Origin of the sequence: Pantoea sp. B9002 (genome assembly GCF_013385945.1) — a bacterium.
Classification (GTDB): Bacteria; Pseudomonadota; Gammaproteobacteria; order Enterobacterales; family Enterobacteriaceae; genus Pantoea.
The window spans coordinates 125,990-147,846 of the sequence record NZ_JACAPA010000006.1; the positions used below are offsets into that span (position 1 = coordinate 125,990).

Genomic DNA, 21,857 nt, shown 5'->3' on the forward strand with positions numbered 1-21,857 from the left:
ACATTCAGGCCGCGTTGAGCTAATCATAGCGTATCATCGGGTTAACACAGCCGTGTTCAGGTGCAGTGAAGAGACCCAGCGCGCGTATAGTAACGCGCTTGACTATACGTTTTCTACATATTGTGAGCTAAATCACTTTTTAGCCAGAGTAAACAATGGATCGACTTAAAAGCATGTCCATTTTCGCCAAAGTGGTTGAATTGGGTTCATTTACCGCCGCGGCGCGCCAGCTACAGCTTAGCGTTTCGTCTATCAGCCAGATTGTCGCCAAACTGGAAGATGAGTTACAGGTCAAACTGCTTAACCGCAGCACGCGCAGCATTGGCCTGACCGAAGCCGGAAAGATCTATTTTCAGGGCTGTCGCCGGATGTTAGCCGAGGCGTCGCAGGTACACGAGCAGCTTTACGCCTTTAACAACACGCCGATTGGCATTCTACGCATCGGCTGCTCATCGACTATGGCGCAAAATGTGTTATCGGCGATGACCAGTGAAATGTTACGCGAATATCCGGGATTGAGCGTCAATCTGGTGACGGGCATTCCCGCCCCCGATCTCATCGCCAACGGTTTGGATTTGGTGGTGCGCGTGGGCGCGCTACAGGATTCGAACTTGTTCTCGCGTCGGCTGGGTGCAATGCCGATGGTGGTGTGCGCGGCGAAGAGCTATCTGGCGCAGCATGGCACACCGGAAAAACCCAGCGAGATCGATAATTTTTCCTGGCTGGAATATAGCGTGCGGCCGGATAACACCTTTGAACTGGTTGCGCCGGAGGGATTGGTCTCGCGACTTACGCCGCAGGGCCGTTTCGTCACCAACGATTCGCAGACGCTGATTCGCTGGCTAAAAGCCGGATGCGGTATCGCCTATGTGCCATTGATGTGGGTGATTGATGAGATCAGCGCGGGGGAGATCGATATTCTGTTCCCGCAATATCACTCGGAGCCGCGCCCGGTGTATGCGCTCTATACCGAGAAAGATAAGCTGCCGCTTAAAGTGCAGGTGTGCATTGATTATCTGACCGAGTATTTCAGGCAGGTAGCGCAGCAGTATCAGCAGCATCGGAAGGGTTGAGGGAAAATGTTCAGGTCGCCATAAATGGCGACCTTACGATATTAGGCGGTACCACCTACGGTGATTTTATCCAGCTTCAGCGTTGGCTGGCCCACGCCAACTGGCACGCTTTGTCCCTCTTTACCGCATACGCCGACGCCTTTGTCCAGCGCCAGATCGTTGCCGACCATCGAGATCTGCTGCATCGCTTCGATGCCGGAGCCAATCAGCGTGGCGCCTTTGACTGGCGTAGTCACTTTGCCGTTCTCGATGAGATACGCTTCTGATGTGGAGAACACGAACTTGCCGGACGTGATATCAACCTGACCGCCGCCGAAGTTCGGCGCATAAATGCCGTACTCCACGCTTTCGATGATATCTTGCGGCGTCGATTTGCCTGCCAGCATGTAAGTGTTGGTCATGCGCGGCATTGGCAGGTGCGCGTATGATTCACGGCGACCGTTGCCGGTCGGATTAACGCCCATCAGGCGCGCATTCAGCTTGTCCTGCATATAGCCTTTCAACACGCCATTTTCGATCAGCATATTGTACTGGCCCGGCACACCTTCATCATCGACCGCCAGCGAACCGCGCAGACCTTCAATGGTGCCGTCATCCACCACCGTACACAGCTCGGAGGCCACCAGCTGGCCCATTTTGCCGCTGAATACCGAGGTGCCGCGACGGTTGAAATCGCCTTCCAAACCGTGTCCAACCGCTTCGTGCAACAGTACGCCAGGCCAACCTGCGCCTAACACCACCGGCAACATGCCCGCTGGCGCTGCAACGGCTGAAAGGTTGACCAGCGCCAGGCGCACCGCTTCACGCGCCCACGCATCGGCACGCACATCGCCATCTTCATTGGCGAGGAAGAATTCATAGCCGGTACGCGCACCGCCGCCGCTTGAGCCGCGTTCGCGCTTGCCTTGATCTTCAACCTGTACGCTGATGGATAAGCGCACCAGCGGACGAATATCCGCAGCCAGCGTGCCATCGGTGGCGGCCACCAGCACTTGCTCATACACGCCACTCAAGCTGGCGTTCACTTCCTGCACGCGCGGATCGGCAGCGCGCGCCACTTTATCGACTCGATGCAGCAAAGCGATTTTGTCTTCGCGCGTCAGGCTATCCAGTGGATTGACAGGCGCATACAGTGAACGGTTAAGCACCGCTGACAAGGTATGCGCTTTACCGTTACCTTGCTCACGCACGATGCTGCGCGCCGCTTCCGAAGACTGGCGCAGCGCGTTCAGTGAAATCTGGTCCGCGTAGGCAAAACCGGTTTTCTCACCGCTAACGGCACGCACGCCAACGCCTTGATCGATGTGGTAAGAACCATCTTTGATGATTTTGTCTTCCAGCACCCAGGATTCATGGAAACTGGACTGGAAATAGAGATCGGCATAATCCAGACGACGTTCTGAAAGCTGCCCTAACAGGGAATAAAGGTCCTGCTGATTAATGCTGTTCGCAGTTAGCAACTGCTCACTTACCAGATTCAGAGTCATCGTTTCTCACTCATTATGTGCTCGGATAGTCATAGCCTGCGGCAATTACCCGACGGCGTCAAATTCACTTCTTCTCGTCTTCGCGCGGTTTGCGCAGTACTTCATTGATTTCCGGCTTATCCAGCGGTCCGCTGATGTGGTAACGCAACAGTGAAATCTTATTCCACAGCGGCCCCAGCACTTTACTGGCGGCGAATACCGCTGCGCCGACCACCGGATTGATGACGAATGCCGTGGCGACGCCTACCGACGCGGAGATTTCCGGGGCGACCACCGCCTCCATGTCGATCTGACGCTTCACCAAATCGATGTTGCCCTTCATGGCGATATCCGCTTCCAGGCCATCCACCAGCAGGTTATCGGTCCGCATCACACCGTTTTCAATCCACGCGGTGCCGTTGATCGAATCGAAATAGAAACCATCACTAAAGGTGTCGCTGAAATCGAAGCGCATCTTGCGAAGCAAGGCATCAAAGCTAAACAGGCGCAGCAACTGCCCCGCGCGACCGGTATTCACATCGGCGATCTGGCCTTTGCCAAAGTGGGTTTTCAGCGTACCGCTCAGCGTCTCTTCCGATGGCTGCCACGGCGCAGAACGCCAGTGCAGATCGTAATCGAGTTTAAAGGGTGCATCGCGCAGCGGTGTGCTCATGCCAAACCAGTTAGCCGCGTCATTGATGTTGTCGCCGCTCAGGCTGCCCTTCAGCGAAGTGCGCTGATCGCCGGGTTTATTTACCCATTCACCCGCCACATTCAATTTTGAGCTGCCAGAGTCAATCGAAGCGTTAGTAAGTGCTAACGTATCGCCTTGCGGCTGTAGCTTCGCCTGCATGTGGCCAAACTTCTGCCCGCGAATCCAGCACTCATCACAGTTGAGCTGTAACGCTGGCCAGCTGCTGAAATTGATGTTGCTGCTGTTGCCGCCAAACGGCGATGATTTTCCGTCACTTTTCTCAGCCCATTCAGGATTGTAGTAAAGATAGCTCAGGTTGATCTGCCACGGAGAGTGCTGCGCCGTCTGCAAACTGCCGCGTGCTTCACGGCTCTCCAGCTGCAAGTGTGTGTTGCCGGCTGGCCCCTGCGTGACGGTGGCGTTAACGTCATGCCATTGCTGACCACCAAGCGTCAGCGCCGGTGTGCGCAGAATAAAGTCACCCGGCAGCGCTGCGCCGCCCACTTCCGGCTCGCCCTGAGCGTTACGCGAACTGCCCGCGCCAGCCATCATTCCCATCCAGGCTTCGCCATCCAGCGGCGGGAGATTGAGCTCCATGCCGCGCTTCTCGGGCAGCTTCGGCGTGCTTTTCGCATCATTCAGCCAGATACCGCGATCAACGCGCAGCTGCGGCTCCAGAATCCAGCGGCTATTGAAACGATGGTGCTCGCGCACGCTGCCGCTCAAGGTAAAGCCTTTCAGATCGCCATCCGCGTTGATGGTAATCGGCATCGCTTCACCGGCCGCTTTATCCAGTGGCGCAGGTAAGTGACTGCTTACTGCTTTGCCCTCGCCTTGCAGTGCGACTTTGTAGGTTGCGCCACCTTTATGCGGCAGCGTGATATCCACATTGCCCTGCCACGGTAAAGAGCCGCCTAACTGACGCGTGATGGCGTCCGGCAGCACCTTGAGTTTGCCCGGCTGCCAATCGCCCAGCAGCTTGACGTTCACGCCAAAGTCGTTGGGATTCTCTTTAGTGCTGAAACTCACGCCGGTTGGCTGCCCGAACCAGTTGGCCTGCAGCTCTTCGCTTTCCAGATTGCCGTTGTTGTAACGGAATCGGCCGGTGAGATTGTTCAGCGTGGTATTTAACGGCTTGATATGCAGGCTGTTGTTGTTCAACACCACATTGCCGCTGGCGTGCACCTGCTCGCCATCCAGTGGAATATCAAGATTCAGCGTGCCGCGCACATTGCCGCCAATCTGTAGCTCCTGCAGCGCCGCGCCGAGCGTCGGTTTCAGCGGCGTTTGCTCGAAATAGTCAGCGATTTTTTTGCCTTCGCCGCTGATGTCGCCATCGATGATCAACTTCTCTTTCAGGTAATCCGGGATCACCGCGCTGACGTTGCGCGCATCAACCTCGCCGAGCTTGGTTCTCTCGGCTTTCATCCACAAACCGTTGTTGAGGAAGTCGAGATTGATGTCGAGGTTTTCCAGTGCAGGCCAGCCGGGCTGGAACTGGAAGGTGGAATTGCGCAGCGGAACCCAAACTTCAAACATGCCGTCATTGTGTTTGAACGGAAACAGCGAGGGATCGCCAGCAAACAGCAGCGTGGCGTTATCCACCTGCCCGCCTTTAATCGCATCACTGAGATAGCGGGTGAGATCGTGGCCCATCAGCTGCTGCGGGAAATAACGCCACGCATCGCCAGCATCGGTAACGCGAATCCCGGCGAGAATATCGAGGCGCGGCGCGCTACCCAAATTCTGCTGGTAGCGGAAATCGCCGCGTGCCCACAGCGAACGCGCCTGCACATCCAGCTGATGTCCATCCAGCGTTAAGCCGTTAGCATCGCGCAGCCAGTTAAGCTGGCCGGTGATCTGTTTAATCTGCAGCGGAGCCTGGAACATATCGCCGTACGGCACTTCTGCCTGGCCCATCGCCACATCCAGCAAGCCGTTGTTTAAGCTGCCGCTGGCGCTCCCGCTGAGATTGCTGATACCCGGCAGCAATTCCCACTGTTGCCAGGCGAGATCGCGCCACTTCACCTGCAAACGCGTTTGCTCAGGTTGCTGCAGCGGAATATCCAGCGCCAGCGCATCAATGTGGCCGCGCGGCTGTAGCGCACGCCAGTTATCCAGCAAGGTTGGGGAAAGTGGCTTAAACAGCGGAACGATGGGCGCCAGACGTTCTAAATCCAGCTGCGTGGCACGCACGCGCATCTCTGGCGCACTGTTGGCACCGAGCATCTGCTTATCTTCCGGCTTCCACAGCAGGGAAAAATGCCCTGGCGCCCACGCGATGCCATCGGTGCTCAAGCGGGTTTGCGGTACCGAAAGGCTCCAGCCATTCTGGTAGCGCGACAAGTGCGCGGTTAAGCCATCGACCTGTAATTGATGATCGCCCTGCTCGCCGCGCCAGCGCGCGCCGCCTTTGCTCAGCAGCAAATCACCGGCGTAGAGATCGCCATCGCGCAAATTCGCCCACGCAGCCAGACTGAAACGCGCGCTCTCAAGGCTGGTGTTATCACGCAGCCACGGACCAATCCACGGCCGCACATCAACATCATCAGCCTGCATCCAGATGCGGCCATCGCTGAGTAAACCGTTGCTGTCGTTGAGATCGAGCCGCACCTGCACCACGCCATGCTGGCCGGTAAAACTCGAGAGGCTCACTTCGCCCTCGGCGCGGTGACGGGTATTTTCGTTCAGCCAGGTAAGGCGCGGAATCGCCAGTTCAGCATGCTGGCCGGACGGCGTCAAAAAACGGATGCTGCTGTCGCGCAGATCGAAGTGGTCGAACTGACGCAAAAACAGATCGTTGATTTGTGCCGGTTTGAAGCTGTTCTTCTGTTCGTCGCTGGTGAACAGCGGATGGTTGGTTTCGAGATGCAGCTGCCAGAAGGTGAGATCGCGGAATTGCCAGCGCCAGTGCAGCAGCGATTGCCACACGTTGAGCGCCAGATTGACGCGGCCGATGGTGAGTTGACCATCTTCCTGCATCGAGATTTTGAGATCGCGCACCTGCAGCGTCGGGCCAAAATTCTCCCATTTGCCCTGCAGTTCGCTGGCCGTCACCGTGACGCCGCTGACGCGTGAGATCGTCTGCAGAATATCGCTGCGATAACTGTTGAGGTGCGGCATCACGAGGCGCAACCCGCTGACCAGCAGCGCCACAATAACGATGATTGCGGCGAGCAGCAGTAACAAAATCCTCGGCAACCGCCTCACACACCTCTCCTTGCTGTCCGTTGGCTTGCGGAACTCAACCTCAGGATCACATCATGACGACATCAAACTGCTCTTGGGTATAGAGCGGTTCAACATGAACTTTGACCTGTTTACCGACGAAGATCTCCACTTCCGCCAGCGCATGTGACTCTTCGCCCTTCAGCGCGTCGCCCACCGCCGGGGAAACGTACACCAGAAAACGGTCGGAATCGTAGGCGTGATGAACGCGCACAATTTCACGCATGATCTCATAGCAGACGGTTTCCACCGTTTTCAAGGTGCCGCGCCCTTTGCACACCGGGCAATCGGCGCACAGCACATGTTCAATACTTTCACGCGTGCGTTTACGCGTCATCTCCACCAAACCGAGCGCCGAGAAGCCGTTGATGCCGGTTTTCACCCGATCTTTGCTCAGCGCGCTCTCCAGCGAATGCAGCACGCGGCGGCGATGTTCGTCGTTACTCATGTCGATAAAATCGATAATGATGATGCCGCCGAGGTTGCGCAGTCGCAGCTGACGCGCGATCGCTTGCGTCGCTTCGATGTTGGTGTTGAAGATGGTCTCGTCGAGATTGCGGTGTCCGACAAACGCGCCGGTGTTGATATCCACCGTGGTCATGGCTTCGGTTTGATCGATGATCAGATAGCCACCGGACTTCAGCTCGACCTTACGCTCCAGCGAACGCTGGATTTCGTTCTCAACGTCGAACAGATCAAAAATCGGCTGTTTGCCGCTGTAGAGCTCCAGCTTGCTGGCCATTTCCGGAATATATTCGCTGGTGAATTCCACCAGCAAATCGCAGGTCAAACGTGAGTCCACACGAATGCGATCCAGCGCCGCACCGGCGAAATCTCGCAGTACGCGCTGCGCTAACGCCAGCTCACCGTACAGCAGGCAGCGCGTCTGATTACGCTTTTTACGCTCGCTGACTTTGGTCCACAAACGTTTCAGGAAAGCGGCATCCTGCGACAACTCTTCTGAACCAATGCCTTCAGCAGCGGTACGAATAATAAAGCCGCCGAGATCGTCACAGTGCGCAGCAACCACCGTTTTCAGTCGTTCGCGCTCGGCTTCGCTCTCAATACGCTGCGAAACACCGACGTGTGACGCGCCGGGCATAAACACCAGATAGCGCGAAGGCAAGGTAATGTCGGTGGTGAGGCGCGCGCCTTTGGTACCAAGCGGATCTTTCACCACCTGCACCATCAAATCCTGGCCGGGACGCACCAGTTCGCCGATGTCGCGCACCACAAAATTTTTCTTCTCATCACCCGCCACGCATTCGGTGTGCGGCATGATGTCGGAAGCGTGCAGAAAGGCGGCTTTTTCCATGCCGATATCGACAAAGGCCGCCTGCATGCCAGGCAAGACGCGACTGACGCGTCCTTTATAGATGTTGCCCACGATGCCGCGTCGTGCTTCGCGCTCAATGTGGATTTCCTGCAGAATGCCGCCATCAATGTAGGCAACACGGGTTTCCGAAGGTGTCACATTTACCAGCAGTTCAGCCGTCATCTTGTCCCCTTAACGCGCGCAGTGACTGAAAATGACTCAGCAGCTCACCGGTCTCAACCAGCGGCAATCCCACCACGGCGTGATAGCTTCCATTAATCTTGCGGACAAAATTGCCGCCAAGGCCCTGAATTCCGTACGCGCCGGCTTTATCCATCGGCTCGCCACTGGCGATATAGTGCGAAATTTCCTCCGCCGTCATCTTGCGAAAGGTCACGTCCGTGGTCACCAGACAATCCAGCTCGCGCTGTGTATCGGCCAGCGCCACCGCGGTCATCACCTGATGGGTTTGCCCTGATAGCTTACTCAGCATCGCGGCGGCGTGCGCGGCATCCTGAGGTTTTTCCAGTACTTCACCGTTCAGCACCACAATGGTATCGGCACCCAGCACCGGCAGATCCTGCGGCGCCACCGCGACGCCCGCGCGCGCCTTATCTGAGGCCAGACGACGCACGTAAGCTTCAGCCGCTTCTTCTGGCTGACGCTGCTCTTCTACGTGGGTAATCAGGCGTTCAAATTGCAGACCAAGCTGCGTTAACAGCTCACGTCGACGCGGTGAACCGGATGCGAGGTACAGGCTTATCATAGTATTCCTTACTGAACAGCGAATTGACGGCGAATCTTTCTCATCAATAAGAATAGCCAGGGCCACAGGACGCCGTCGACCACGCTACTCCAGAAGATTTCCGGGCGGAAAGAGACGTTGATCACCAGGAATTCTGCCCAGAAAACAATCACATCCACCGCAAGGGACAGCACCATAACCATTAATGCCTGCTGCCACAACGCTAAGTTTCGGAATAACTGAAATTTAAAGGCCACCAGATACGCGATGATGCTGAAGGCTAATGCGCGCACGCCGAGTGTTGAACCGGCCACCAAATCCATGATCGCACCGAGACAAAAACCGGTACCGACATTCACCCGATGCGGCAGCGCCAGCACCCAGTATATGAGGATCAGCAACAGCCATGAAGGCCGGAACATATAGATCTGTTCCGGCCACGGCATGATTTGCAGGATGAGGGCAATCAGAAAGGACAGCCAGATAACCCATCGGCCCTGGCTGCGATATCGACTCAAGGCTGGCCTCCGCGTGTGTTCGCAGAATTCCCTTGCGAACGACTGCTGTTAGCGGGTTGCGGTGGCCCCATTTGCTGCGATGACTGCAAAGTATCCGGTGCCGGTGGGCCCATTTCGCCTGCTGGCGGCAGAACCTGCGGCATCATCTGCATTAAACGTTCGTTGGCCACGCGATGCACTTCGTCCGGTGCCATTGGTGCCACGCCGTTGCGATCCGCGCCCCACAGCAGCAGCAGATAGCGCAAACGCTGCAAGCCAGCGGCTGGACGCGCTTGAATCACCGTGTAAGCACGCTGTGTATCGACTTTCACCGAGGAGACCACGCCAACCGGATAACCTTCCGGGAAGCGGCCGCCAAGGCCAGACGTGACCAGCACATCGCCCACACGAATATCGGTGTTGCCCGGCAGATGCTCCAGCTGCAGATCTTCGCTGCAGCCATTACCGGCGGCAATGACACGAATATCGTTACGCAGCACCTGAATCGGCAACGCGTGCGATGCGTCACAAATCAGCAATACGCGGCTGGTCACCTGACCGACCGCGACCACCTGACCGACCACACCTTTATCACTGATCACCGGCTGGCCTTCGTAAACACCGTTTACGCTGCCTTTATCGATAACCACCTGATCGGTATAAGGATCGGTGCCGGTGGAGATCACCTGCGTCACCATCTTGTGCTCATCCTGGCGCAGCGGCGAGCCAAGCAGTTCGCGCAGACGCGCGTTTTCCTGCTTATATTGCCCCAGCATCAGCAAGTCACTGTTTTTCAGGAAGAGCTCACGGCGCAGTGCTTTATTTTCCAGCTCCAATTGCTGACGGGACGCCAGCGTTTCGGAAACGCCATCAAGAAGTTGTCTTGGCCCGTTGGCCAAAAAATAAAATGGACTGACCGACGTGTCCAGGTAGTTGCGGATCTGGGAAAAGGAGCTCACGCGGCTATCGGCGATAATAATCGCGATAGCCACAATGACTGCCAGAAAGAGGCGCAACTGCAGGGAAGGTCCCCTGCTAAAAATCGGCTTCATAAATTCTGCGTGTTCCTCGACATCAGGGAAGAAGCGTTAGCCTAAATCGCCAACGCCTCCAGAGCTGGACGCATCTCGCCGTCGTGCGTTGCAGCAGCAGCGTCAGCATAGGCGCTATTCCCTGCGCAATTTGACCAGGGCCTCAGCCGTTGAGGAATTACTCCTCGCTGAACAAATCGCCGCCATGCATGTCGATCATTTCCAGCGCTTTACCACCGCCGCGTGCTACGCAGGTCAGCGGATCTTCTGCCACGACCACCGGAATACCGGTCTCTTCCATCAGCAGGCGATCGAGGTTACGCAGCAGTGCGCCACCACCGGTCAGCACCATACCGCGCTCGGAGATGTCAGAAGCCAGTTCTGGTGGGCACTGTTCCAGCGCAACCATCACCGCGCTCACGATACCGGTCAGCGGTTCCTGCAGCGCTTCAAGAATCTCGTTCGAGTTCAGAGTAAAGCCGCGTGGCACGCCTTCTGCCAGGTTACGGCCGCGTACTTCAATCTCGTGCACTTCATCGCCCGGATAAGCAGAACCGATACCGTGCTTGATGCGCTCCGCAGTCGCTTCACCGATCAGTGAACCGTAGTTGCGGCGGACATAGTTAATGATAGCTTCATCAAAGCGGTCACCACCAATACGCACAGAAGAGGAGTAAACCACGCCGTTCAGCGAGATCACCGCCACTTCAGTGGTACCACCACCGATATCAACCACCATGGAACCGGTTGCTTCAGAAACCGGCAGACCTGCACCAATCGCCGCAGCCATTGGCTCTTCAATCAGAAAGACTTCACGTGCGCCTGCACCCTGTGCAGATTCACGGATAGCGCGACGCTCAACCTGGGTCGCACCCACCGGTACGCAGACCAGCACACGCGGGCTTGGACGCATAAAGCTGTTGCTATGCACTTGCTTAATGAAGTGCTGCAGCATTTTTTCGGTGACGAAGAAGTCGGCGATAACGCCATCTTTCATAGGACGGATAGCAGCGATGTTGCCCGGCGTACGGCCTAGCATCTGCTTAGCGTCATGACCGACAGCCGCTACGCTCTTTGGGGAGCCGGCACGATCCTGACGAATGGCAACCACAGAAGGCTCGTTCAACACGATGCCTTGTCCTTTCACGTAAATCAGGGTATTCGCGGTACCCAGGTCAATGGACAAGTCATTGGAAAACATGCCACGAAATTTTTTAAACATACTAAGGGATAATCCTGCAAGCTGGGGGCGGAAAATAAAATCCGCCTACTTTACCAACCACGCGAAGCCGCTACAAGGCGCAAAAACGTTCTGCTTCGGTGAAAAAATACGCTGAATACTTTTTTGGCCTGATCGTAGGGTCTTTTGCCGCAGTTAAATGGCGTTAACACGCCGTTTTAACCTAAATTGCCCCGGCGCTAGCGGGCGAATTTCGACATAAAATCTAACATTTCCAGCCGCCAGCATCGCGCGCTCCGGCACAAATAAGCGATAAAAACAGCCATCAGCCCGCACTTCGCGCGCTGAAGGCCTAAATTCGATAACGTTGTGAGTGTTTCTTTACATTACTGTTGACCGGCAACGATGGCGCAAAGAAATCGCCCTGCCCGCCAGAAACACCCAATCCCGACAGCGTTTGCCACTCTGCGCGTGTCCGCACGCCCGCGGCGAAAACCTGCGTTGGTGATGACTTACACACTTCCAGCAAGCTCTGCACAAACAGCTGGTTCTCGGTACGTCGTTCAATATTGCGTACCAAACCCGGCGCAAGTTTAATCACTTCTATCGGGAATTGTTTAATGTAGGCGCTGCTCACCACCGTCAAACCGGCCTGATCCACCGCAATGCGACAGCCAAATGCGGTTAGCATATGGAAAACCGGCACTAAACGGCTGATGTGTTGACAAACGTCGGCCTCAGCAAGTTCAAATAAAAAACGTTTTCTTTGCGATTTGCTGCACTGCAGCAGCAGTTTTTGCAGCCAGCGCTGAAAAGGCCGCTGCAACAGCGAGTCAATATTCACTGGTAGTGCCAGAGTTTCATCCGGCCACACTTCCGAGAGCGCCGCGATGCGCGTCACCAGTTGGCGATCCCAGCTGTCAGTCATACCCAGCTGTAATACCAGCGGCATAAATTCAGCCGACACCACTTCTTTGTCGCCATCGAACACGCGCGTCAGTAATTCACGATGATGGACTTTTCCATCCAGCAGCACCGCCGGCTTTTGGTATAGACGCGGACCACCACGATTGAGCGTATTCTCCAGCAAGGTCCGCCAGCGCACGCTGCCGCGCCCCATATCCAGCGTATTGCCTTCGCCAACCGACCAGCTATTACCGCCCTGCAATGCCGCACGCCGCGTGGCCATCTCCACATTTTCCATCACCTGCGACACGCTCTGTCCGCTGCGCCACGCGCTGATGCCGATGTGGATCAAATCATCGCGATCGACCATGCGCATCGGTGGCAGTGAATCGACGGCGTTAATCAGTTGATCGGCAATGCTGTTGGCTTCTTTTAAAGTGCGATGCGGCAGCAAGACGGCGAAATCACTGCGGAAATAACGCGCCAGCAGCGCACCCGGATAGCGCAGCACAAAGGTCGACAGCATATTAATCAGATCAAACAGATACTCTTCCACCAGCGTTGGGCCGAGGGTTTCGTGCAGCGTATCGAGATCCGGCAGGCGCACCATCATCACCACGCCATGCGTGCCGACATCTTCCTGATCTTCCAGCAACGTCGCCAACTGGTTATCGAAGAACAAGCGATTGTTCAGGCCGGTGCGCGAATCCTGCGCCGCAAAGGTGCGAATTAAGGTATCGATGCGTAAACGCTGCTCGCCCGCTTCCTGCAAATCGCCCAGCAGCGTATCGATGGCGCGACTGGCTTTCGGCGGCCACTCCGCTACATGGTCATCCTGCGAACGGCGTTCTCCGCTCAGAATGCGATCGGCGCGTGCTTCTAGCTGTTCCATATTCTGCCAGCGCCGATTGAGCCAGCGGTTGGTCATCACCAGCAGCACACACATAATTGCAACGACAGTAAACAGGACCACCAGCGTATAAGTGCCAGTAAAGGAACGAAACAGGGTTTTGGCGGGATCCAGCACCACCACGCGCAGTTCGAGGCCCGGCGAATGCGTCAGTGGCAAATCGAACTGCACAAAGCGATTGGGCTCATCTTCTAACATCGGATTTTCGTGGCGGGCTAAACTGAACACTAACGTATCGCCGTTCAGCAGTTGCATCTGCTCTGCATTGACCACCGGCATCATGCGCGTTAGCCACTGCGTGATTTCCTGCGGCGATTGTGAAGCCAGTGCTTTATCCACTTCAGTCGCCAGCGTTTGCATCCGCGTTTCCACGCGCTGCTGCGATAGCCAGATAAAACTAAAAGCGCAGCCCACCAGCATCAATATCATCGCCAGTAAGCTTAATAAGGTAATAAACGCAGAAAATTTAGTTGTTAATCGCATCCCTGTGCCTGCATCACTGCGGTTATGAACGGTGTTAATCCGTTGGCGCCACTCTTACCACTGGCGCAAACCTGAGCAAAATAGCACAAATCAAGGTGTGATTCAGCGCCAGACTGGCATCAAAATCGCACATAACACAGCATGATAAGCGCTACGGCGCGAGTATAGCGTTAAACCGTGATGGCCTGACTTTGCTATGGGCTTTTTCGTCCTATTCTCAAAGAGGGCGTTTTGCCAGGAAATTTCACATTTTTCCCCGCAAGTTCGCGCCTGACGCTGAAGTTGAGCATGCTGGTTATAACTTACTATTCACAGGAGAACGTCATGAACCTGAAGCACTTGCTAACAGAAGCCGACGTCACGCCAGAAAGCGTCTTTAATATGCGCCGCCGTCAGGTGCTGAAAGCGTTGGGATTAGGCGCAGCAGCAGCCAGTTTACCCGGCACCGCGCAAGCCGATGTGCTGAGCTGGTTTAAAGGCAACAACCGCCCGCCCGCGCCCGCTGGCCGTGATTTAGATTTCACTAAACCGGCCGAATGGCAGGCCGATTTGCCGCTCACGCCGTATGATAAGGTGTCGGGTTATAACAACTTCTACGAATTTGGCCTCGATAAAGCCGATCCTGCAGCCAATGCTGGCACGCTGAAAACCGATCCGTGGAAACTGCGTATCGAAGGTGAAGTTGCCAAACCGATCACGCTGGATATGGATGACATCTTCAAGCGTTTCGCGATGGAACAGCGTATCTATCGCATGCGCTGCGTCGAAGCCTGGTCGATGGTGATTCCGTGGGTCGGTTTTGAACTCAACAAACTGCTCAAACTGGCAGAACCCACCAGCAATGCGCGCTTTGTGGCGTTTGAAACGCTGTACGCACCCGACCAAATGCCGGGCCAGAAAGATCGCTTTATCGGCGGCGGGCTGAATTATCCCTATGTAGAAGGCTTGCGTCTTGATGAAGCGATGCATCCGCTGACGCTGCTGAGCACCGGCGTGTACGGCAAAGCGCTGCCGCCACAGAATGGCGCACCGATTCGCCTGACGGTGCCGTGGAAATATGGCTTCAAAGGGATTAAATCGATTGTGAAGATCACGCTGACGCACGATCGCCCGCCAACCACCTGGAGCCAGATCGCCGCCAATGAGTACGGTTTCTACGCCAATGTGAACCCGCATGTGAACCATCCGCGCTGGTCGCAGGCAACCGAACGCTTTATTGGCGCAGGCGGCATTCTGAAGGTTGATCGCCAACCTACGCTGCTGTTCAACGGCTACGCGAAAGAAGTGGCTTCACTGTATCGCGGCCTGGATTTACGGGAGAACTATTGAGTGCGCCTCTCTTTACGCCACATCACCGCGTTAAAAGTCGTGCTGCATCTGGCGGCTTTTCTGCCGTTTGTTTATCTGTTTATGGCGGCGAGTCAGGGCTGGCTGAGCGCTGATCCGGCGAAAGATATCCAGCATTTTACCGGCAGAATGGCGCTAAAGTTGCTGCTCGCCACGCTGCTGGTCAGCCCATTAACCCGCTACCTGAAACAGCCGCTGCTGATTCGCACCCGCCGCCTGCTCGGCGTGTGGTGTTTCGCCTGGGCCAGTTTGCATCTCACCAGCTACTACTTGCTGGAACTTGGCTACGATCATCTGCGTTTACTCGGCAGCGAGCTGATTTCGCGTCCTTATTTGTTACTGGGGATGATCAGCTGGATTATTCTCTTTGCCCTCGCCGTCACCTCATTTCAACGCATGCAGCGCAAACTCGGTCGTCGCTGGCAAACGCTGCATAACGGCGTCTATCTGGTCGCGATCCTCGTGCCGATTCACTATATCTGGTCAGTGAAAGTGCTCTCCCCGCAGCCGGTGATCTACGCCGTGCTGGCCATTGCGCTGTTAGCGTGGCGTTACAATAAGTTGCGTAAACTTCTCCATAGATAATCCCCGCACGGTTGTGTTCCTCCCGCGAGATCTGTTAAAAAGTGTGGCCTTCGGGCCGCATTCGATCAACTTCGCAGATAAGACCAGTATTTTGCTGCGAATGTCGACGAAACGGATATAATGCCCGGCTTTATTGCAAGCGAAGTCTGGTTTTTCATCCGCAAGGGTGACAAACGCGAGATGTCGCGGTATTTTACGCGATGCCTTACTGATTGCAGGAGATAGCAGCAAGATGGCGCACAAATTTCACATACTGCTTTTGAACGGTCCCAACCTGAATCTACTGGGAACGCGCGAGCCTGATAAGTATGGTCACACTACGCTGGCGCAAATCGTCGGCGATCTGACGCAACAGGCCGATCAGCATCATGTGAAATTGAGTCATTTGCAATCGAACGCAGAGTTTCAGTTGATCGACCGTATTCATGAAGCCCGCAGCAACGTGGACTACATCATCATCAATCCTGCTGCGTTCACGCATACCAGCGTTGCACTGCGTGATGCCCTGTTGGCGGTTAGCATTCCTTTTATTGAGGTGCATCTCTCGAACGTGCATGCACGCGAACCGTTCCGACATCACTCCTATCTTTCCGATGTATCTGCCGGCGTCATCTGTGGACTTGGCGCTGATGGATACTCTTGGGCTTTACAAACGGCAGTAAAACGCCTGTCACATTCCAATTAAACAGAGTACGGAACCACACTCATGGATATTCGTAAAATTAAGAAACTGATCGAACTGGTTGAAGAGTCTGGCATCTCCGAGCTGGAAATCTCCGAGGGCGAAGAGTCCGTTCGTATCAGCCGTTCACCTGCAAATGTCGGCTACCCAATGATGCAGCAGGCTTATGCTGCGCCAATGATGCAGCAGCAGCCTGCGCTGGCCACCGCTGTGGCGCCTGCCGCACCGGTTGCAGCCGAAGTCGCTAAACCAGAAATCAGTGGCCACATCGTGCGTTCACCGATGGTTGGCACCTTCTATCGCACCCCAAGCCCAGACGCGAAAGCCTTCATTGAAGTTGGCCAGAAAGTGAATGCCGGCGACACCCTGTGCATCGTTGAAGCGATGAAAATGATGAACCAGATCGAAGCCGACAAATCCGGCGTTGTGAAGGCGATTCTGGTCGAAAGCGGCCAACCGGTTGAATTTGACGAGCCGCTGGTCATCATCGAATAACGAGGCGAAGCATGCTGGATAAAATTGTCATTGCTAACCGTGGTGAGATCGCGCTGCGCATTCTGCGTGCCTGCAAAGAGCTGGGCATTAAGACTGTTGCCGTGCACTCCACCGCGGACCGTGACCTGAAGCACGTGCTGCTGGCAGACGAAACCGTCTGCATCGGCCCGCCACCTTCAGTCAAAAGCTACCTGAACATCCCGGCACTGATCTCCGCCGCTGAAATTACCGGCGCGGTCGCGATCCATCCGGGTTACGGCTTCCTCTCTGAGAACGCCGATTTCGCCGAGCAGGTTGAGCGTTCAGGCTTTATCTTCATTGGCCCGAAAGCCGACACCATTCGCCTGATGGGCGACAAAGTGTCTGCGATCACCGCCATGAAGAAAGCGGGCGTGCCAACTGTGCCAGGTTCTGATGGCTCGCTGACCGACGACATGGAAAAAAACCGTGCCTTCGCTAAGCGCATCGGTTATCCGGTGATCATCAAAGCCTCTGGCGGCGGCGGCGGTCGCGGTATGCGCGTAGTGCGCAGCGACAAGGATCTTGAGCAATCCATCAACATGACGAAAGCGGAAGCCAAAGCGGCTTTCAACAACGACATGGTGTACATGGAGAAGTACCTCGAGAATCCACGCCACATCGAGATTCAGGTGCTGGCCGACGGCCAGGGTAACGCTATCTATCTGGCCGAACGTGACTGCTCAATGCAGCGTCGTCACCAGAAAGTCGTCGAAGAAGCGCCAGCGCCAGGCATCACGCCGGAACTGCGTCGCTACATCGGCGAGCGCTGCTCTAAAGCCTGTATCGATATCGGCTATCGCGGTGCGGGTACGTTTGAGTTCCTGTACGAAAACGGTGAGTTCTACTTCATCGAGATGAACACCCGTATTCAGGTGGAGCATCCGGTGACCGAGATGATCACCGGCGTCGATCTGATCAAAGAGCAGCTGCGTATTGCTGCTGGTCAGCCGCTGTCGATTAAACAGGAAGACGTGGTGATTCGCGGTCATGCGGTGGAATGCCGTATCAACGCCGAAGATCCTAATACCTTCCTGCCAAGCCCAGGCAAGATCACCCGTTTCCATGCACCGGGCGGCTTCGGTGTGCGTTGGGAATCGCATATCTATGCCGGTTACAGCGTGCCACCGTACTACGATTCCATGATTGGTAAGCTGATTACCTACGGTGAAAACCGTGACGTGGCAATCTCGCGTATGAAGAATGCGCTGGCGGAACTGATCATCGACGGCATCAAGACCAACATTGAGCTGCAGATGAAAATCATGTCCGACGAAAACTTCCAGCAAGGTGGCACCAACATCCACTATCTGGAGAAAAAACTCGGCCTGCAAGAGAAATAATTGCAGCGCAGAGCAAAACAGAGGCCGGTTAACTCCGGCCTTTTTCATTTTTGTCGCCTTTGAGGTTACATAATGGATTGGCGTTTTTTACAAGCGAACAAAGAGGCGCGCTGGTCATTTTATCTGACGCTGGCCTACCTTGCCGTTTGGGGATTTTCTGCCTGGCTGGGCGGCAATGAGATCGGCTTGTTTGGCTTACCAAGATGGTTCGAGCTGTCGTGTCTGTTCGCCCCGCTGCTGTTTATTGTGTTGTGCTGGCTGATGGTGCGCGTGCTGTTCCGCGACATGTCGCTGGAGGATAACGATGGACTCTGAAATCATTCTTCCGCTGTTGGCTTATCTGGTGCTGATCGCCGCGCTGTCGGTGTTTGCCATGCGCAAGCAGCGTCAGGGCAACTTCCTGAGCGAATACTTCCTCGGCAGCCGTTCGATGGGCGGCTTTGTGCTGGCCATGACCATCACCACCACTTACATCAGCGCAAGCTCGTTTATTGGCGGTCCCGGCGCAGCCTATAAATATGGCCTTGGCTGGGTGCTGCTGGCGATGATTCAGGTGCCCGCCGTCTGGCTTTCGCTAGGCGTATTAGGCAAGAAATTCGCGATTCTGGCGCGTCGCTACAACGCCGTTACGCTCAACGACATGCTGTATGGCCGCTATGGCAGCACGCTGCTGATTTGGCTCTCCAGCATCAGTTTGTTGGTGGCATTTATCGGCGCGATGACCGTGCAGTTCATCGGCGGTGCGCGCCTGCTGGAAACGGCGGCCGGCATTCCTTATGACACCGGCCTGCTCATCTTCGGCGGCACCATCGCGCTCTATACCGCTTTCGGTGGCTTCCGCGCCAGCGTGCTGAACGATGCGATGCAAGGTTTGGTGATGCTTATCGGCACCTTCCTGCTGCTGTTTGCAGTGATTCACCACGCTGGCGGATTAGCCTCCGCAGTGACCAAACTGCACGATATCGATCCGCAGCTGACCTCGCCGGAAGGCGTGGGCAATGTCATCAATCCAACCTTCCTCAGCTCGTTTGCCGTGCTGGTGTGTTTCGGGGTGATTGGTCTGCCCCACACCGCGGTGCGCTGTATTTCGTATAAAGACAGCAAAGCAATGCATCGTGGCATTGTGCTCGGCACCATTGTGGTGGTGATCCTGATGTTCGGCATGCATCTGGCCGGTGCGCTGGGACGCGTGATTTTGCCCGATCTCACCATCCCCGATCGCGTGATTCCTACGCTGATGATTACCGTGTTACCGCCAATGGCGGCGGGCGTATTTCTTGCGGCGCCGATGGCGGCCATTATGTCGACCATCAACGCGCAGTTGCTGCAATCCTCCGCTACGCTGATCAAAGATCTCTACCTGCGCATTGCCCCGCAGCACAGTGAAAATGAGGCGCGCCTGCGCATGTTGTCAGGCACCATCACTTTCGTGCTCGGCGTGCTGCTGCTGCTGGCGGCGTGGAATCCGCCCGATATGATTATCTGGCTGAATCTGCTGGCATTTGGTGGCCTTGAAGCGGTATTCCTGTGGCCGCTGGTGCTGGGATTGTACTGGGAGCGCGCCAACTCCACGGGCGCGATCAGCGGCATGCTGGTCGGCGCGGGATGCTATACGCTGCTTGCCAGCCTGAATATTGAATGGTGGGGTTTCCACCCGATCGTTCCGTCATTGACCTTAAGCCTGCTGGCCTTCCTGGTGGGCAATCTGTTTGGCCGCACGCCTGCAACGCATGCCGCGGCACTGGAATAAAGAGAAACGCTATGCCTTGGATTCAAATCAAAATTAACAGCACCGGCGAAAACGCCGAAACCCTGAGCGATGCGCTGATGGAGGTGGGCGCGGTGTCGGTCACTTTCCAGGACACGCACGACAATCCGGTTTACGAGCCGCTGCCGGGCGAAACGCTGCTGTGGGGCGATACCGATGTCATCGGCCTGTTCGACGCTGAAACCGAAATGAGCGATGTGGTGGCCGAGTTGAGCCAGCATCCACTGCTGGGATCCGCGTTTCGCCATAAGATCGAGCAGATCGAAGATAAAGACTGGGAACGTGAATGGATGGATAACTTCCACCCGATGCGTTTCGGTGAGCGCCTGTGGATCTGCCCAAGCTGGCGCGATGTGCCGGATCCCGATGCCGTCAATGTGATGCTGGATCCGGGCCTCGCCTTTGGTACCGGCACGCATCCCACCACGTCGATGTGTTTGACCTGGCTTGATGGCCTGGATCTGCAGGGCAAAACGGTGATCGACTTTGGCTGTGGCTCCGGCATTCTCGCTATCGCCGCACTCAAATTGGGCGCTGCGCAGGCGATCGGCATTGATATCGATCCGCAGGCGATTCAGGCCAGCCGTGATAACGCCGAACGTAATGGCGTCTCTGAGCGTCTGGCGCTCTATCTGCCCCACCAGCAGCCGGAAAACCTGCAGGCTGACGTGGTGGTCGCCAACATCCTCGCTGGTCCACTGCGCGAGCTGGCGCCGCTGATTAGCGTGCTGCCGAAAGCCGGTGGTCATCTTGGATTATCCGGGGTGCTGGCAAGCCAGGCTGCGAGCGTGTGTGAAGCCTACGCCGAGCGTTTTGAACTCGACGCGGTTGCTGAGAAAGAAGAGTGGTGCCGCATTACAGGCGTACGCCGCTAACCTGCCCGCTTGCCAGTCGGGCTAACTGACTGGCAAGCCGTACTATTTTTCTGAGACCCGTCTTAAAGCGCCAGCCCTTCTCATCCCTTGCCGTTTCTTTACATTTCAGTCATTACAATCCTGCTCCAGGCGATAGCGCTATCCCTGCTGGCAATGCCTTTGAAGGCATTTCACTTCGATAAATCGCTGAAAGTAATGGATTATGAAAAAGAAACTTTGTTTATTCGCTCTGCTGACAAGCATGGCATCGTACACGCACGCACACAGCTCAAACTGGTCTTATGAAGCACCGGCTGAATGGGGCAATCTAAGCGTCGATTATCAAACCTGTAAAAGCGGTGTGAACCAGTCGCCTGTCGATATTCGTCAGGTAGTTAATGGACAACTGCCGCCGCTGACGTTGAGCTATCAAGCCAAACAGCAATCCATTATCAATAACGGTCATACCATCCAAATTAATATGAAGGATGGCGATGTACTTAAACTTGATGGTGAAACTTTTACCCTGCGTCAATTCCATTTCCATACACCGAGTGAAAACCTGATTGATGGTAAACGCTATCCGCTGGCCGCGCATTTCGTTCATGCCAGCGAAGAAGGCCATCTGGCTGTGGTGGGTGTGATGTTTGAAACCGGGGCGGAAAACCCTGCGCTGGCAGAGATTCTGCGTGAGATGCCGCCCAAGGTTAATCAGGAGCTCGCGATGCAACATCCTCTCAGTCTTAGCGATCTGATTCCGGGCCAAAAGCATTACTATCGTTTTAGCGGTTCGTTGACGACGCCGCCTTGCACCGAAGGTGTGCGCTGGTTGGTGATGAAGCAAACTGTTTCCGCATCCGCTGAACAGATCAAAGCGTTCGCCAAACTGTTAGGTGAGCACGGTAACAGTCGTCCTGTACAGCCGCTGAATGGTCGCGTGATTATTGAATAGTGGCCTAATGGCTGAGGGTGTATCTGTCACTCCCCTGCGATGTGAGTTTCTGGGGAGTGACGTTCACCCAACCTTCGCGCAAAAAACGCTAACCTTACGTAACTAAGTAGTTCAATTAATAATCATAATGGCGTCATTTCTTTCGCTAATTACCGGAAGAGGCGGTTTTTATGTTGTGATTTCGGTCATGTTTTGAGAAAAATTTTTGTACACAATTTCAGCGTATTTTTTTAAGGATATGAATTATAAAGATTAATACCTTAGAGCTTGCCTGATAACGCTATT

At 55.4% G+C, this 21,857-nt stretch carries 18 protein-coding genes; 10 read left to right on the forward strand and 8 right to left on the reverse strand.

All coding sequences use genetic code 11. The annotated features are described in order from the left end of the window. Positions 1–155: 155 nt before the first annotated feature. Positions 156–1,073, forward strand: a complete 918-nt coding sequence (aaeR, locus tag HX773_RS04415) for an HTH-type transcriptional activator AaeR (protein WP_176970580.1) — start codon at positions 156–158, stop codon at positions 1,071–1,073. 41 nt (positions 1,074–1,114) lie between these two features. Here the strand turns inward: aaeR and tldD are convergent, their stop codons facing one another. From tldD to csrD, 8 genes are all read right to left on the reverse strand, one after another. Then, positions 1,115–2,560, reverse strand: a complete 1,446-nt coding sequence (tldD, locus tag HX773_RS04420; RefSeq protein WP_176970581.1) for a metalloprotease TldD — start codon at positions 2,558–2,560, stop codon at positions 1,115–1,117. A 64-nt stretch (positions 2,561–2,624) separates the two neighbouring features. Continuing rightward, positions 2,625–6,443 (reverse strand): AsmA2 domain-containing protein YhdP, encoded by a 3,819-nt coding sequence (gene yhdP, locus HX773_RS04425; RefSeq protein WP_176970582.1) that lies wholly within the window; start codon positions 6,441–6,443, stop codon positions 2,625–2,627. A gap of 46 nt (positions 6,444–6,489) precedes the next feature. Then, entirely contained in the window at positions 6,490–7,959 is a 1,470-nt protein-coding gene (rng, locus tag HX773_RS04430; protein ID WP_101762841.1) for a ribonuclease G, read from the reverse strand. Next, entirely contained in the window at positions 7,949–8,542 is a 594-nt protein-coding gene (locus tag HX773_RS04435; RefSeq protein ID WP_176970583.1) for a nucleoside triphosphate pyrophosphatase, read from the reverse strand. The genes rng and HX773_RS04435 overlap by 11 nt, the downstream gene beginning before the upstream one ends. 8 nt (positions 8,543–8,550) lie before the next feature. Further along, entirely contained in the window at positions 8,551–9,039 is a 489-nt protein-coding gene (gene mreD / locus HX773_RS04440) for a rod shape-determining protein MreD (protein WP_101762839.1), read from the reverse strand. After that, positions 9,036–10,070, reverse strand: coding sequence for a rod shape-determining protein MreC (gene mreC, locus HX773_RS04445; protein ID WP_008101989.1), 1,035 nt, complete (start codon positions 10,068–10,070; stop codon positions 9,036–9,038). Before mreC ends, mreD begins: the two co-directional genes overlap by 4 nt. Positions 10,071–10,227: 157 nt before the next feature. Continuing rightward, positions 10,228–11,271, reverse strand: a complete 1,044-nt coding sequence (gene mreB, locus HX773_RS04450; protein WP_007891976.1) for a rod shape-determining protein MreB — start codon at positions 11,269–11,271, stop codon at positions 10,228–10,230. Positions 11,272–11,581: 310 nt separating this feature from the next. Next, positions 11,582–13,528, reverse strand: coding sequence for an RNase E specificity factor CsrD (csrD, locus tag HX773_RS04455; RefSeq protein WP_176970584.1), 1,947 nt, complete (start codon positions 13,526–13,528; stop codon positions 11,582–11,584). A 324-nt stretch (positions 13,529–13,852) separates the two neighbouring features. On the opposite strand from csrD, the gene msrP reads away from it, so the two are divergent. The 9 genes from msrP to HX773_RS04500 all read left to right on the forward strand — a co-directional run bounded on the left by msrP (position 13,853) and on the right by HX773_RS04500 (position 21,572). Continuing rightward, positions 13,853–14,857 (forward strand): protein-methionine-sulfoxide reductase catalytic subunit MsrP, encoded by a 1,005-nt coding sequence (msrP, locus tag HX773_RS04460; protein ID WP_176970585.1) that lies wholly within the window; start codon positions 13,853–13,855, stop codon positions 14,855–14,857. Then, the gene (gene msrQ / locus HX773_RS04465) at positions 14,858–15,460 is read left to right on the forward strand and encodes a protein-methionine-sulfoxide reductase heme-binding subunit MsrQ (RefSeq protein ID WP_176970586.1); all 603 of its coding nucleotides are present in this window, start codon (positions 14,858–14,860) and stop codon (positions 15,458–15,460) included. It begins immediately after the preceding gene. 232 nt (positions 15,461–15,692) lie between these two features. After that, positions 15,693–16,145 carry a type II 3-dehydroquinate dehydratase gene (aroQ, locus tag HX773_RS04470; RefSeq protein WP_176970587.1) on the forward strand — a complete coding sequence of 151 codons (453 nt, stop codon included), beginning with the start codon at positions 15,693–15,695 and terminating at the stop codon, positions 16,143–16,145. A gap of 21 nt (positions 16,146–16,166) precedes the next feature. Then, complete coding sequence (accB, locus tag HX773_RS04475) at positions 16,167–16,637, forward strand: acetyl-CoA carboxylase biotin carboxyl carrier protein (protein WP_176970588.1); 471 nt, start codon at positions 16,167–16,169, stop codon at positions 16,635–16,637. Between the two features lie 11 nt (positions 16,638–16,648). Continuing rightward, the gene (accC, locus tag HX773_RS04480) at positions 16,649–17,998 is read left to right on the forward strand and encodes an acetyl-CoA carboxylase biotin carboxylase subunit (protein WP_008101999.1); all 1,350 of its coding nucleotides are present in this window, start codon (positions 16,649–16,651) and stop codon (positions 17,996–17,998) included. 72 nt (positions 17,999–18,070) lie between these two features. Next, complete coding sequence (locus HX773_RS04485) at positions 18,071–18,313, forward strand: YhdT family protein (protein WP_176970589.1); 243 nt, start codon at positions 18,071–18,073, stop codon at positions 18,311–18,313. Further along, positions 18,303–19,748, forward strand: a complete 1,446-nt coding sequence (gene panF / locus HX773_RS04490; protein WP_176970590.1) for a sodium/pantothenate symporter — start codon at positions 18,303–18,305, stop codon at positions 19,746–19,748. Before HX773_RS04485 ends, panF begins: the two co-directional genes overlap by 11 nt. A gap of 11 nt (positions 19,749–19,759) precedes the next feature. Next, positions 19,760–20,641 (forward strand): 50S ribosomal protein L11 methyltransferase, encoded by an 882-nt coding sequence (gene prmA / locus HX773_RS04495; protein WP_176970591.1) that lies wholly within the window; start codon positions 19,760–19,762, stop codon positions 20,639–20,641. A gap of 241 nt (positions 20,642–20,882) precedes the next feature. After that, on the forward strand, positions 20,883–21,572 hold the full coding sequence (locus HX773_RS04500) for a carbonic anhydrase (protein ID WP_370463585.1): 690 nt from the start codon (positions 20,883–20,885) through the stop codon (positions 21,570–21,572). Positions 21,573–21,857 lie beyond the last annotated feature (285 nt).

Coding starts and splice junctions, on each gene's coding strand:
- aaeR (WP_176970580.1), top strand. CDS start 156: ATGGATCGACTTAAAAGCATGTCCATTTTCGCCAAAGTGGTTGAATTG.
- tldD (WP_176970581.1), bottom strand. CDS start 2,560: ATGACTCTGAATCTGGTAAGTGAGCAGTTGCTAACTGCGAACAGCATT.
- rng (WP_101762841.1), bottom strand. CDS start 7,959: ATGACGGCTGAACTGCTGGTAAATGTGACACCTTCGGAAACCCGTGTT.
- HX773_RS04435 (WP_176970583.1), bottom strand. CDS start 8,542: ATGATAAGCCTGTACCTCGCATCCGGTTCACCGCGTCGACGTGAGCTG.
- mreC (WP_008101989.1), bottom strand. CDS start 10,070: ATGAAGCCGATTTTTAGCAGGGGACCTTCCCTGCAGTTGCGCCTCTTT.
- mreB (WP_007891976.1), bottom strand. CDS start 11,271: ATGTTTAAAAAATTTCGTGGCATGTTTTCCAATGACTTGTCCATTGAC.
- csrD (WP_176970584.1), bottom strand. CDS start 13,528: ATGCGATTAACAACTAAATTTTCTGCGTTTATTACCTTATTAAGCTTA.
- msrP (WP_176970585.1), top strand. CDS start 13,853: ATGAACCTGAAGCACTTGCTAACAGAAGCCGACGTCACGCCAGAAAGC.
- aroQ (WP_176970587.1), top strand. CDS start 15,693: ATGGCGCACAAATTTCACATACTGCTTTTGAACGGTCCCAACCTGAAT.
- accB (WP_176970588.1), top strand. CDS start 16,167: ATGGATATTCGTAAAATTAAGAAACTGATCGAACTGGTTGAAGAGTCT.
- accC (WP_008101999.1), top strand. CDS start 16,649: ATGCTGGATAAAATTGTCATTGCTAACCGTGGTGAGATCGCGCTGCGC.
- HX773_RS04485 (WP_176970589.1), top strand. CDS start 18,071: ATGGATTGGCGTTTTTTACAAGCGAACAAAGAGGCGCGCTGGTCATTT.
- panF (WP_176970590.1), top strand. CDS start 18,303: ATGGACTCTGAAATCATTCTTCCGCTGTTGGCTTATCTGGTGCTGATC.
- prmA (WP_176970591.1), top strand. CDS start 19,760: ATGCCTTGGATTCAAATCAAAATTAACAGCACCGGCGAAAACGCCGAA.
- HX773_RS04500 (WP_370463585.1), top strand. CDS start 20,883: ATGGCATCGTACACGCACGCACACAGCTCAAACTGGTCTTATGAAGCA.